Origin of the sequence: Streptomyces sp. NPDC097595 (assembly GCF_044761525.1) — a bacterium.
Lineage (GTDB): Bacteria > Actinomycetota > Actinomycetes > Streptomycetales > Streptomycetaceae > Streptomyces > Streptomyces drozdowiczii_A.
The window spans coordinates 344,058-356,286 of record NZ_JBIWCN010000005.1 but is presented as its reverse complement, the minus strand read 5'-3'; the positions used below and the strand labels follow the sequence as shown (position 1 = coordinate 356,286).

Here is a 12,229-nt window from a genome sequence, read left to right as displayed (position 1 = left end):
ATGGACCCACACGAGGCGAGCGGAGCCTACGCCCTCCACGCCCTCCCCGAGGACGAGCGCCTGGCCTTCGAACGGCATCTCCAGGGCTGCGCGTCCTGTCGCGCGGAGGTCGCCGAGCTCCGGGCCACGGCCGCGCTCCTGGGACAGGCCGCGGCGGTGACCCCGCCGCCCGGCTGGCGCGAGGAGGTCCTCCGCAAGGTGGCCCTCACGCCGCAGGAGGCGCCCGCAGGAGCCCGAGAGACGGCCCCACCGCCACGGGCGCCCGTCGCCGCGCAGCCCGTACCCGTCACGTCGGCGGCGGGCAGCCGGGCGTACGCCCCTTCGGGACGGCCGCCCCGGGTCGTGCTCGCGGCCTGCGTCGCGGTCGTGCTCGCCTGCCTCTCCATCGCCACATGGCAGTACGAGGAGGCCCGGGACGCCAGAGCGGCGGCCGAGCGTGTGCACGAGCGGCAGGACGATGTCGCGCGGGTGCTCACCGCGCCCGACGTCAGGCTCGAAAATCAGGAGATGCGCGACGGCGGCACGGCCACAGTCGCCTTCTCCCGCAGCGAGAACGCGGCCACCCTCGCCGTTTCCGGCCTGCCTCCGCTCGCTGCGGACAAGACCTACGAGGCATGGTTCATCGAGGACGGGAAAGCCGTGCCGGCCGGGCTGCTCGGCAGCAGCCCCACGACCGGGCTGACCCTGCTGGACGGGCCGGTCGACGACGCCACGGCGGTGGCCCTGTCGGTCGAACCCGGCGGGGGCTCCGAGCAGCCGAGCACCGAGCCTCTCGGCGCGGTCGACCTCCCCGCCTGACGCGGGGAGCATCTTTGATGCGCATCACCCCAAACAATCCCGTCGGCGCCTCCGAATCCCTTGTGTAAGGCCGCTCCCACCCTGAGGACCGAACCCTCCAGGCCGAAGCCGCCCTCAGTATTGGCTCGGGAAGCTTCCGGGCGGACCTTGCACCGCTGAATCCTCCTCGGACACTGCCATGACCACATCAGTCACGCACCGCAGCGCCACGCCGCACCGGCCCTGCCCGCAGACCACCCCCCTCCCGGCCGATCCGAGAGCCCCTTCGCAGGCTCGTCGGGCGGCTTCCGCATACCTCCACCGGACACAGCCCTCACTGGCCCCCGACCGGCATGACGACGTCCTGCTGATCGTGTCCGAACTCGTCACCAACGCGGTCCGGTACACCCCTGGGCCGCGCGCCCTCACTCTGACGACCACCGCACATGGCCTGGACATCGCGGTGACCGACACCTCGTGTACGGAACCGGCTCCCCGCACTCCGGACCTGGCCGGTGGCACCGGAGGGATGGGACTGCACATCGTGGACGATCTGGGGGCCCGGGTCTTCGCCGAGCCCGTTCCCGGAGGCAAGTGCGTACACGCGGCCTTCGAGGACGTATGACCCCGCCGGGCCATCGCCCTTCCGCGAGACGTTTCAGGCCGCCCAGGCGGTCACGGTCAGCGTGTCCGAGAGGACCTGCCACAGGACCCAGGCGCCCGCGCGGCTCGCCGCCCCGCACAGCACCTGCCTGGTGCAGTCCGTCTCCCGGTCCTGCCACGCGGCGACGTCCAGGTAGTGGAAGCCGAGGGAGCGGGTGAAGGTGAACCGGATGTGCAGGCCGTCGCCCAGGTCGTGGCCGGGGAGCGTGGCGATCTGGAGGTGGTCCCCGGCGGCGGACTCCACGCGCACCGGATTGCCGCCCAGCAGATCGCAGGTGTCGCCCGTACGGACGCGCCCCGGGCAGCTCCCGCTCACCGGGAACAGCCGGAAGTTGTCGGTGAGCTGCCGGCGTACGGCCTCCGGGGTGGTGAACGGGTGTACGCCGAGCCCGTAGCCGTACCAGTACAGCAGGCGCCTGCCGTCGAGGCAGCGCTCACGGTCCGGGTCGCACACGGCCCCGCGCCCGGCCCCGGCGTCCGCACGGGCCGCCGGGGCGGCGAGCGCCAGGGCGAGGCACGGGGCCACCGCGAGCGCCAGGACGCGCCGGGCGGCCCGGCGCTCACGGGGCACGGGTCAGCCCGGTGACTCGTCCGGCACCGGATGCTCCGGGTGCACTCCGGCGTTACGGGCGGAACCGCGTCCCGACCCGGACTCGTCGGGGTCGGGCAGGTCCTCGTCCTCCCGCCCCTTGTCCCCGGTCTGCCCGGCGCGCGGCGGGTCCGGCACGTCCATCGGGTCCTCGCCCTCCTGGACCTGCTGGTCGGGCATGTCCGCGGGCACCGGAGGGGGACTCGGGGAAGCGCCCTCGTGGACAGGGCCCTCTGGTCTGCGGTCGGTCATGGAAGATCCTCCGTCGTCGTCCCCGCGGGCAGGCGGCGGGGCATCGGCAGCCTCGCGGTGCCGGGTACCCACGGAGGTCCGGCCAACTCATTGTGGGCCGGTCCGGACCGGACGGCATGTCCGACCGCTCAGCGCCGCCGGGCCAGCAGGAACAACTGCGGCTCGGGCACGGCCGCCGGGACGGCGGGCACGAACATCGTGCTCTCCCGGGACAGGACGGTGAACCCGGCGTCCTCCACCAGCGCCACGAACGCGTCCTCGCCGAAGCTGGTCACCTCGACCGGCTGGCCCATGAACGTGCCGCTGACGCCCTCCACGTCGAACGGCACCGTCGCCACGGCCAGATGACCGCCCGGCCGCAGCGCCCGCGCGATCAGGCGCACCACCTCGCCCTGGTCCTCGCGCTCCATCTGCAACAGCGCGAAGTACAGGCACACCGCGTCGAAGGAGCCGTCCTCCAGCGGGAGCGTACGGATGTCGGCGCAGCGGAATTCGGCCCCCGGCACCTGGCGCGAGGCGATGTCCACCATCACCGGCGAGACATCGACCCCCAGCACCTCGTGCCCGGCGTCCACCAGGGTCCGCGCCGTCGGCCGACCCGTACCGCTGCCCACGTCCAGCACCCGCGCATGGGGCGGCAGCACCCCTAGAAGCCGCTCCAGCGAGGCACGATGCGTGGCCGAAGCGCCGAACGCCGCCTCGTAATCGGTGCCGAGAGCGTCGAACACGGCTGCGGCGGTGCGACCTCGTCCCGCTGACATGGCAGGCCCCTTCCTGTCGGTGCACCACCACTTCTACTGCACCAGCCGCACCCCCGCCCCGAAACCGCCGCATTCCGGTGTGCCGCCCTCAGCGCCCGCCCGACACCCGCAGCACCGTCCCCGTCGCGTACGCGGCGTCCGGGGAGAGCAGCCAGGCGACGGCGCTCGCGATCTCGTCCGGTTCGCCGGGGCGGCCGAGCGGGATACCGGGGCCCAGCTTGTCGGGGCGGGCCGGGTCCGCGTGGAATTCGGTGCGGATGACGCCGGGGGCGACCGCGTTGACGCGGATGCCGGACGGGCCGACCTCCTTGGACAGGCCGACGGTCATCGTGTCGACGGCCCCCTTGGCGGCGGCGTAGTGCACGTACTCGCCGGGGCTGCCCAGCGTGGCCGCGGCCGAGGACACATTGACGATCGCCCCGCCGCCCGAGGCCGTCATGTCGCGGACCGCGCGGCGCGCGCAGAGCAGGTAGCCGAGGACGTTGACCTCCAGGGCGCGCCGCATCCCGGCCGTGTCCGCGTCGGCCAGGGGGCCGACCGGGCCGCTCATGCCCGCGTTGTTGACCAGGCCGGTGACCGGGCCCAGCTCGGCGGCGGCGGTGTCGAAGAGGCGGTCCACATCCGTCTCGTCCGCCGTGTCCACCCGGACCGTCACGCAGCGCCGGCCCGTCCCCCGTACCGCATCGGCGACCTTCTCGGCCGCCTCGGCGTCCGAGTGGTACGCCAGCGCGATGTCATGGCCCTCACCCGCCAGGCGTACGCAGACCGCCGCACCGATGCCGCGGCTGCCTCCGGTGACCACGGTGACCGGTTGACCGTTCATGGCAGGCCCCACTTCCCTCGTACTCGCTTGCGGAGCCATCGTAGGCGCGGGTGATCATCCACCCCGGAGGGGGCCGGAAACGCGGCGGTGGACTGTCACCCACTCATGGAAGAGTGACAGTCCACCGGTCTGTGCGGCCCTGCGTCACACGGGGAGGCCGTCCGGCCGCTCGCTCTGCTCCTGGAGCTGGCGGGCCTTCTCCTGGAGCCGGCGGCGCTGCTCCGGGTCGCTGGTGCGCTCCGCGGCCTCGGTCAGGTGCCGCGCCTTCTCGCGCATCTGCTGGGCTCGGTTCACCTCTCGTGCAACGCTCATCGTCACTCCTCGGGGACGGTAGGGGAGAGCGGGCCCCTTCAGGGAAGCAGCGCCCCGTCACCGACGCACGCCGAAGCATCACGCAATGTGAAGGCCGCAGGTGGGGGCGGGCGGACGGAACCGGTCCCGCGCGCTGGCATGATCGAGGGTATGAACGAGCGCATGATCGCCGCGTGTGACGGGGCGTCGAAGGGTAATCCGGGGCCGGCCGCCTGGGCCTATGTGGTGGCCGACGCCGAGGGCCGTCCCCAGCGGTGGGAGGCGGGGCCGCTGGGCACCGCCACCAACAACGTCGCCGAGCTCACCGCTCTCCAGGAGCTCCTGGAATCCGTGGACCCCGCCGCGGCGCTTGAGGTCCGGATGGACTCGCAGTACGCGATGAACGCGGTCACCAAGTGGCTGCCCGGCTGGAAGCGCAACGGCTGGAAGACCTCGGGCGGCAAGCCCGTCGCCAACCGCGAGCTGGTCACCCGCATCGACGCGCTCCTGACCGGGCGCGCCGTGACCTTCGTCTACGTGCCCGCCCACCAGGTCGGCGGCGACCCGCTCAACGCACTCGCCGACCAGGCCGCCAGCGAGGTCGCCGTCAGCCAGAGCGCCGCCGGCACCGCGCACGGCTCGGCCACCCCCGTACCGGCGCCCTCCCGCGCCACCGAGGGCCGCCGGACCGGCGCGACGGCGAAGAAGGCCGCTCCGCGGAAGACCGGGAGCGGGGCCACCATCCGGGCCAAGTTCGCCGGCCGCTGCCACTGCGGACGGCCCTACGCCGCCAAGGACATGATCGCGAAGAACGACCACGGCTGGGGCCACCCGGAGTGCCGCACCGCCTCCGCCTGACCGGCACTCCCGGGCGGCTGTTCCCGGCCGACTTACCCCGTAAGCCCATCAGATGGGGCGATCCGCCCGCACGGCGGGTCTCCCCGTGCCATGATGCGGCTCCGGCGGCGCGCGGGGAGCGCCGCCGGGGGAGCGGTGGCGACACCGGGACGCTGGGGGGCGCATGGAAGCGACGACGACGGTGCTCGGGCGGCTGCGCGGGGCGCAGAAGACGGCCAAGGGGGTCTCGCTCTACTCGCGGTACGTGAACCGCCCGGCCGGCCGGGTCTTCGCCGCCGCCGCGTACCGGCTCGGCATGACGCCCAATCAGGTCACCCTGACCAGTGCGGCGTGCACCTTCACCGCCCTCGCCTGCGTGGCACTGGTGCGCCCGGGCCCCTGGCTGCCCGTCCTGGTCTATCTCGGTCTCGCCGTGGGCTTCGCCCTGGACTCGGCCGACGGACAGCTCGCCCGGCTGACCGGGCGCGGCGGGCCCGACGGCGAATGGCTGGACCATGTGGTCGACTGCGCCAAGATGATCCTGGTCCACACCGCCGTACTGATCGCGTTCCACCGGTACTTCGCCCTGCCCGGCGACGGCTGGCTGCTGCTGCCGCTCGGCTTCCTGTTCGTCGCCGTGCTGACCTTCTGCGCGGGGCTGCTGCGCGAACAGCTCGGCAAGGCCCCGGCGCACGGCACGTCTTCGGCGCCCGGGCCGACCGCCCCGCCGTCCCGGCTGCGGGCCGTGGCGCTGCTGCCCGCCGACTACGGGGTGTTCTGCCTGGTGTTCCTGCTGCTCGGCGACGAGACCGCGTTCCGGATCGGATACGCCGTACTCGCCGCCGTGCACGCGCTGTTCCTCGTCCTGTTCCTGGGCAAGTGGTTCAGGGAGCTGAAAGCGCTCCGGGCGCACTGACGAGCGTGTCCAGCGCCCGCCGCAACTGGGTGCTGGAGGTGTGCACGGTGTACGGGAAGTACACGACCTCCACCCCCACCTCGGCGAAGTCGCGTTCGAGCTTTCTGCCCTTCTCCGTGTCCCGCCAGTCGTCCCCCTTGAAGATGACGTCGAACCTGACCTGCTGCCAGGTCTCCACCTTCTCCGGCACGGTCTCCACGAAGGCGGCGTCCACGTAGCGCACGCTCCGCACGATCTCCAGCCGCTCCGGGAGCGGGATCACCGGCCGGTGTCCCTTGGCGAGGGTGGCCATCTCGTCGGAGACGACCCCCGCGACCAGGTAGTCGCACTGGCTGCGCGCATGACGAAGGATATTGAGGTGTCCCACATGGAACAGGTCGTAGACCCCCGGCGCGTAACCGACCCTGTGCACCATCCGTTCTCTCCCCCCACGGTGAACGCGATGTCCGCGATAGTCCAACGACCTTACTGTGAAGACCACTTGCTCATCTCATGAACGGATAAGCTCGCTTTTGGGGCTGTTCCTCGGTGGCACAGTCGGTGGAACACAGGTGGCTCCGGGGGGAAGGCGATCGTCCGATGGCAGACGAAGAGCACCACAGACCGTTCGAGCGGCGCCGCCTGCTGGTGGTCTCCACGAACTACGCGCCGGAGCTGACCGGCATCGGCCCGTACGCCGCCCAGCTCGCCGAGCACTGGGCCGCGTCCGGCGCCGACACCCATGTGCTCACGGGCATGCCGCACTACCCGGCCTGGCGGACCGACGCGGCCTACCGGGGGGTGTGGCGCACCGAGGAGCGGCGCGCGGGCGTCACCGTGCACCGCAGGCGCCATTACGTGCCGCCCCGCCAGAGCGCCCTGCGCCGGGCCGCCTTCGAGGGCAGCGTCCTGGCGCACGGCCTCCTCGCGCCGCCCGGCATCCGGCCCGACGCGGTGGTCTCCCAGATGCCCAGCCTCGCCGGCGGGGTCATCGGCGCCCGCCTCGCCCGCCGCCACCGGGTGCCGTACCTCCCCGTCGTCCAGGACCTGATGGGCGCCGCCGCGGCCCAGAGCGGCATCCGGGGCGGGGACAGGGCGGCGGCCCTCGCGGCGAAGGCCGAGCGGTTCGCGCTGCGCGCCGCGACCCTCGTCGGCGTCATCCACGAGAGCTTCGTGCCCCGGGTCACCGCCTACGGGGTGGACCCGGCACGCATCCGCGTCGTGCCCAACTGGAGCCATGTGGGCACCCCTTCGGCCGACCGCGCCGCGACCAGGGCCCGGCTCGGCTGGCGCGAGGGCACACCCGTCGTCCTGCACTCCGGCAACATGGGCCTCAAACAGGGCCTGGAGGTCCTGGTCGACGCGGCCCGCCTCGCCCCCGAGATCAGGATCGTCCTGATGGGCGACGGCAATCAGCGCGACGCCCTGCGCGCCCGCGCCGCCGCGCTGCCCAACCTCGACTTCCTGCCCCCGGCGGACGCGGAGGAGTTCACCGACATCCTGGCCGCCGCCGACGTCCTCGCGGTCACCCAGCGCGCCTCGGTGCTCGACATGAGCGTGCCGTCGAAGCTCACCTCGTACTTCGTGTCGGGGCGCCCCGTCGTCGCCTCCGTCGCCGAGGAGGGCGGCACCGCCGAGGAGGTGCGGCGCTCCGGGGCCGGGCTCCTCGTCGCACCCGAGGACCCGGCCGCCGTGCTCGGCGCCGTCCGCAAGCTCGTCGAGTCACCCGCCGAGGCGGCAGCGCTCGGCGCCCACGGGCCCCGCTACGTGGCCCGCCATCTGGGCCGGGAAGCGGCGCTGGCCCGCTTCGACGCCCTGCTCACCGAGGCCCTTCGCGACGGCCGGGAAGGCCCACGCCGATGACCGAACCGATCCGCACCCTGGACGAGCAGGACGAACCCGCCCTGCTCCGGGACCAGTTCCGCCAGCTCCTGCGCTACCGGACCCTGCTCGTCACCGGTGTGCTCCTCGGCCTCCTCGGCAGCGGCTGGCTCGCCCTGAGCGGGGACGAAACCTACGCGGCCACCGGCGAGGTGTCCGTACGGTCCGCCGCCTCCGACCCCTTCGCCGCCGGGGCCTCCGCCGACAAGGGCATCAACATCGGCTCCGAACGCCAGACCGCCGTCAGCGACGCCGTGGGCACCATCGCGGCCGGCACCCTCGCCAAACAGGGCGACAGGGTCGAGGTCGGCGCCCTGCTCTCCGGGCTCCAGGTCACCAACCCGCCCAACACCCTCGTCCTCAAATTCGCCTACACCGGCCGCACCCCCGAGCAGGCCAGGGCCCGCGCCGAGGCCCTCGCCGAGGCATACCTGGAGATACGCCGGGAGCGCACCGAGGACAGCATCGACAACATGGTCGACGGCTACCGCGCCCAGCTCAAACCCCTCACCGAACAGCGCGACCGGCTCGCCGAGCAGGAGACCGGCACCGGTGACGACGTCAGCAGCGCACGCGCCAACCTCATCGTCGCCATCTCCGCGCTCACCCAGAAGGTCTCCGAACTCCGCGCCCTGGACACCACACCCGGCTACCTCAACAAGAAGCCCGTCGCCCCGCAGCACCCCACCGGGGCCGGCCTGCCACTCCTCCTCGGACTCGGCGGCGTCGTCGGACTCGCCCTCGGGCTGCTGATGTCATGGGTGCGCCTCGTCTTCGACCCGGCCGTCCGCTCCACCAGGGAGCTCGTCCGCTCCCTGGGCGCGCCGCTGCTCGGCACCCTGCCCCGGGAGCGCGCGACCGCCGGCACGCTGCTCGCGATCGGCCGCCCCGGCAGCAGGCTCGCCGAGGAGTACCGGGCGGTCGCCTTCCGGCTGGCCTACGACCCGTCCTTCGCCGAACGCCGCCGCCTCCTGGTCACCGCGCCCCGGGGCGACAACGACATGGCGCGGGCCGCCGCCGCCAACCTCGCCGCCGCCTTCGCCGAGATGGGCCGCGACGTCCTGCTGGTCGAGGCCGATCTGCGGACCCCCTCCCTGGCCGGCGACCTCGGCGCCGCCCACCCGGGCCGCAGCCCCCGCTGGGCGACGGGCAACCAGGACCGCGGCTGGCCGTCCGACAGCCGGGCCAACGTCGACGTGCCGGGGTCCGGCGCCTTCACCCTGGTCGCCGGCCGCCGCACCGACAACGTGCCGCGCGCCCTGACCTCCGCCCCCGTCGGCCGCATCATCGCCGAGGGCGGCAGGCCCGGCGCGGTCGTCATCGTGCTCGCCCCGCCCGTCCTGTCGTACGCGGACGCCGTCGCGCTCGTCGACCGCGTCGAAGGCGTCGTCATCGTCTGCCAACCGCGCGAGGTGCACCGCAGCGACCTCGAACGCATCCGCGAGGTCATCGGCGCGGCGGGCGGCTCGGTCCTCGGCACCCTGCTCCACCCGGGCTACGGCCGGCTGGACCGGCGGGCCCGCAAGAAGTCCGGCGGCGCCCGGGCGCCGGGGCAGCGGCCCGCCGGGCAGGGGCCGGCCGCCCCGGGCGGCCGATACGGCGACCCCGATGTGGCGGGCCGCACCGGCGACCCGGCCGAGACGCTGGGCCTGCGCACCGTGGACGGCGGCCACGGACGCGACGGCCACAACAGCGCCGCCGGACACCGATGAGAGCCCGTACCGCGATCGTCTGCTCGGTCGCGGACCAGGGGGTGGCGGCCCTCACCAACATCCTGGTGCTGGTGGCCGCCGCCCGGCTCTCCACCGTGGCCGGCTTCGCCCGCTTCTCCGCCGTCTACCTCGTCTTCACCGTCCTGCTCGGCGTCTCCGGCGCCTTTACGGGACAGCCCCTCGTGCTCCGCCGGGGCGGCGGCGAGGAGACCCGGTCCGCCTGCCGGTCCGCCCTCTGCTTCACGCTGCTCGCCGCCACCGCCCTCGGCGGCCTGCTCGCCGCCGTCTGCGTCCTGCTGCCCGGCTCCACGGCACGCGCCCTGATGACGCTGGGCCTGGTCCTGCCGGTGGTGCTGGGGCAGGACATCGCCCGTTACGCCTTCGCCACGCTGCACGCCCAGCATCTGGCCCTGGCCGCCGACAGCCTCCGGCTGGTGTGTGTCGTCGGCGCCCTGGCCGTACAGCCGCACGGGGCGCCGGCCGCCCGGCTGGTCGCGGTCTGGGGGCTCTCCGCCCTTCCCGCGCTGCTGCTGTCCGCGGCCGCCCTGCACCGCAGGACCACGCGGGCCCCGGTGGCGCTGAGGCCGATGCTCGCGAAGGGGCACCTCGGCCGGAGGTTCGTGGTCGAGTTCGGCGTCGGCAACGCCACCTCCCAGCTCTCCGTGCTCGGCCTCGGCGCCGTCGGCAACCCCCTCGTCGTCGGCGCCCTGCGCGGCGCCACCACGCTCTTCGGCCCGCTCAACGTGCTGTTCACCTCCGCCACCGGCTTCGGCCCGCCGCTCCTCGGGCGGCTCGCGACCGACCGGCTCCGGGTGCGCGCGACCGCCGCACTGGCCGCCGTCCTGGCCCTGACGGCCGCCGCCTGGGCCACCGTCCTCGCCCTGCTGCCCGGCTCCGTCGGCCGCCACCTGCTCGGCGCGACGTGGCCCACGGCGGCGGCGCTCCTCCCGGCCACGGGCAGCCAGTACGCGGCGATGGCCGCCGGCACCTGCGGACTGCTGGCCCTCCGGCTCCTCGACCCGCGCACCACGCTCTCGATCCAGGTGGTGTTCTCGCTCGCCGCGGTCGCCTTCCTCGCCACGGGTTACGCGATCGGCGGGGTGACCGGGGCCGCCTGGGGCCTGTGCCTGGGCTCCGTCTGCAAGGCCGTCGCGACCTGGACCCGGGTGGCCCGGCTGACCCGGGCGGGCGCGCGGGCCCCGGCGCCGGTCAGCGCGGACGCCGCCCGGACCTGAAACTCGTCACCAGCGCCAGGCACAGGGCCGCGATCGCCAGCTTCCCCGCCGCCTGCAACAACGGACCGCGCAGCAGGATGAAGGTGTACCCGGCGATCAACGGCGCCGCGATGGCCAGCACGCTGCCCGGACCCGGCCCGTCCCGCGAGACCGCCCGCGCGTAACGCCGGTCGGTGCGCGCCGCCCCGTACCCCGTCAGCGCCAGCCCGCCGACCAGGCCCACCACCCCGAAGTCGACCCACAGCTCCGTCCACAGCGGCGCGGAGAGGTTGGTCATGTTCATCCCCATCCACTGGCCGACCCGCACCCCGGTGTCCTCCGGCTTCCCGCTCCACGCCGCCCTCGGCACGAAGAAGAACGCGGACCCCGCCAGCTGCCGCCCGTAGGTGTGCCCCCGGGTGCCGACCCAGGTGACGGTGTTGGCGAACATCACCGTCTGGTCGTAGTCCTTCGTGGCCAGCGGCTCGAACACCGACGAGGACTGGACCGGCCGGTACCCCTCGTCGTCGTACCGGAACCGGTCCGCGTACGGGAACAGCACCAGCGCGCCGATCACGCCGAGCGCCAGCACCGACCGGTACATCGCCGCACTGCGCGGGAAGGCGGTGAACAGCAGCGAGACCAGCACCGTCAGGAACCAGTAACGCGCGTTGGAAACAGGGTTGTTCACGATGAGATTGACGGCCGCGAGGCCGCACCAGACCAGCACGGTCGACGGCGAGCGCCTGGCCCCGCGCGAGGTCACCAGCCTGCGCGTGTAGAACAGCAGCGCAAGCAGCGCCGGCACCGTGCCGAAGCCCTTCAGGAACGCCGAGCCCACATTGGACTCGCCCGACGCCACCCCGCTCTCGGCGACCGAGGCGCTGATCTCCTGCCTGCTGGAGAAGAAGACCGCGGGCCCGCCCAGCTTCAGCACGTAGTACCCGCTCGCCGCGAACGCCACCAGCACCAGCAGCCGCAGCCGCACCGGGTGCGCGGTGGCGCCGTGCCTCTCCCCGCGCGCCGTGCGGCGGCGGCGCAGCGGGCGCCGCGAGGCCAGCAGCGCCCCCAGGTCGAAGGCCGCGCACCCCACGAGGACCAGCGCGACGGCGGTCACCAGGTCGGCGCGCGGCCCGACCGCGGGCGTCGGCGTCTGGCCGATGACCACCTGCGCGAACGGAGCCACCCCCATCGCGATGTACACGAACATCCAGAAGACGCCCTGGAGCAGCCGCCGCCGCGTGGACAGGATCATCGTCGCGAGCCGCGCCCCCGCGTAACAGGTCAGGACGAGCTGCAACCAGTACGCGGTGTCCCGCACCCCGGTCCCGGGCTGGGCGGCGATCAGCGCGGGCAGGAAGCACACCAGGCCGAGGACGATCGGCACGGCCAGCGCCCGCGACAGCATGGCCCAGGACAGTGGGCGGGCCGTCGCGGAGGGTGCCGCACCCTCGTGCACGGATGTCATCAACTCCCCGTTCCTGAAGTGCGGTTGTGTAGCCACACATTAACGAATCACCACACGTGAGGAGAT

At 73.7% G+C, this 12,229-nt stretch carries 14 protein-coding genes; 7 read left to right on the top strand and 7 right to left on the bottom strand.

What is annotated here, in order from left to right; translation table 11 throughout:
• Both ACIQZN_RS11040 and ACIQZN_RS11035 read left to right on the top strand, forming a co-directional pair.
• The gene (locus ACIQZN_RS11040) at positions 1-798 is read left to right on the top strand and encodes an anti-sigma factor domain-containing protein (protein WP_403990613.1); all 798 of its coding nucleotides are present in this window, start codon (positions 1-3) and stop codon (positions 796-798) included.
• A gap of 178 nt (positions 799-976) precedes the next feature.
• Positions 977-1,402 (top strand): ATP-binding protein, encoded by a 426-nt coding sequence (locus tag ACIQZN_RS11035; protein ID WP_403990610.1) that lies wholly within the window; start codon positions 977-979, stop codon positions 1,400-1,402.
• A gap of 33 nt (positions 1,403-1,435) precedes the next feature.
• Here the strand turns inward: ACIQZN_RS11035 and ACIQZN_RS11030 are convergent, their stop codons facing one another.
• The 5 genes from ACIQZN_RS11030 to ACIQZN_RS11010 all read right to left on the bottom strand — a co-directional run bounded on the left by ACIQZN_RS11030 (position 1,436) and on the right by ACIQZN_RS11010 (position 4,177).
• On the bottom strand, positions 1,436-2,011 hold the full coding sequence (locus ACIQZN_RS11030) for a hypothetical protein (protein WP_403990607.1): 576 nt from the start codon (positions 2,009-2,011) through the stop codon (positions 1,436-1,438).
• A gap of 3 nt (positions 2,012-2,014) precedes the next feature.
• On the bottom strand, positions 2,015-2,281 hold the full coding sequence (locus tag ACIQZN_RS11025) for a hypothetical protein (RefSeq protein ID WP_403990604.1): 267 nt from the start codon (positions 2,279-2,281) through the stop codon (positions 2,015-2,017).
• A 128-nt stretch (positions 2,282-2,409) separates the two neighbouring features.
• The gene (locus ACIQZN_RS11020; protein WP_403990601.1) at positions 2,410-3,042 is read right to left on the bottom strand and encodes a class I SAM-dependent methyltransferase; all 633 of its coding nucleotides are present in this window, start codon (positions 3,040-3,042) and stop codon (positions 2,410-2,412) included.
• Between the two features lie 88 nt (positions 3,043-3,130).
• Complete coding sequence (locus tag ACIQZN_RS11015) at positions 3,131-3,865, bottom strand: SDR family NAD(P)-dependent oxidoreductase (protein WP_403990598.1); 735 nt, start codon at positions 3,863-3,865, stop codon at positions 3,131-3,133.
• 144 nt (positions 3,866-4,009) lie between these two features.
• Positions 4,010-4,177 carry a DUF6381 family protein gene (locus ACIQZN_RS11010; RefSeq protein WP_403990595.1) on the bottom strand — a complete coding sequence of 56 codons (168 nt, stop codon included), beginning with the start codon at positions 4,175-4,177 and terminating at the stop codon, positions 4,010-4,012.
• Between the two features lie 150 nt (positions 4,178-4,327).
• Between ACIQZN_RS11010 and ACIQZN_RS11005 the strand changes: the two genes are divergently transcribed.
• Both ACIQZN_RS11005 and ACIQZN_RS11000 read left to right on the top strand, forming a co-directional pair.
• The gene (locus tag ACIQZN_RS11005; protein ID WP_403990592.1) at positions 4,328-5,014 is read left to right on the top strand and encodes a ribonuclease H; all 687 of its coding nucleotides are present in this window, start codon (positions 4,328-4,330) and stop codon (positions 5,012-5,014) included.
• A gap of 163 nt (positions 5,015-5,177) precedes the next feature.
• A complete protein-coding gene (locus ACIQZN_RS11000) occupies positions 5,178-5,909 on the top strand; it encodes a CDP-alcohol phosphatidyltransferase family protein (RefSeq protein ID WP_403990589.1) in 732 nt (243 codons plus the stop codon).
• On the opposite strand, the gene ACIQZN_RS10995 is transcribed toward ACIQZN_RS11000, so the two are convergent.
• The gene (locus ACIQZN_RS10995) at positions 5,878-6,324 is read right to left on the bottom strand and encodes an adenylyltransferase/cytidyltransferase family protein (protein WP_073865561.1); all 447 of its coding nucleotides are present in this window, start codon (positions 6,322-6,324) and stop codon (positions 5,878-5,880) included. The genes ACIQZN_RS11000 and ACIQZN_RS10995 overlap by 32 nt on opposite strands.
• A 164-nt stretch (positions 6,325-6,488) precedes the next feature.
• Here ACIQZN_RS10995 and ACIQZN_RS10990 point away from each other — a divergent pair, with 164 nt between their 5' ends.
• From ACIQZN_RS10990 to ACIQZN_RS10980, 3 genes are read left to right on the top strand one after another with little or no spacing between them, the layout of a single operon-like run.
• Positions 6,489-7,751, top strand: a complete 1,263-nt coding sequence (locus tag ACIQZN_RS10990; protein WP_403990586.1) for a glycosyltransferase — start codon at positions 6,489-6,491, stop codon at positions 7,749-7,751.
• Positions 7,748-9,481, top strand: a complete 1,734-nt coding sequence (locus tag ACIQZN_RS10985) for a lipopolysaccharide biosynthesis protein (RefSeq protein WP_403990583.1) — start codon at positions 7,748-7,750, stop codon at positions 9,479-9,481. Before ACIQZN_RS10990 ends, ACIQZN_RS10985 begins: the two co-directional genes overlap by 4 nt.
• The gene (locus ACIQZN_RS10980; RefSeq protein WP_403990580.1) at positions 9,478-10,716 is read left to right on the top strand and encodes a hypothetical protein; all 1,239 of its coding nucleotides are present in this window, start codon (positions 9,478-9,480) and stop codon (positions 10,714-10,716) included. The genes ACIQZN_RS10985 and ACIQZN_RS10980 overlap by 4 nt, the downstream gene beginning before the upstream one ends.
• Here ACIQZN_RS10980 and ACIQZN_RS10975 read toward each other — a convergent pair.
• Positions 10,691-12,163, bottom strand: a complete 1,473-nt coding sequence (locus ACIQZN_RS10975) for a hypothetical protein (protein WP_403990577.1) — start codon at positions 12,161-12,163, stop codon at positions 10,691-10,693. The genes ACIQZN_RS10980 and ACIQZN_RS10975 overlap by 26 nt on opposite strands.
• Positions 12,164-12,229: the final 66 nt, after the last annotated feature.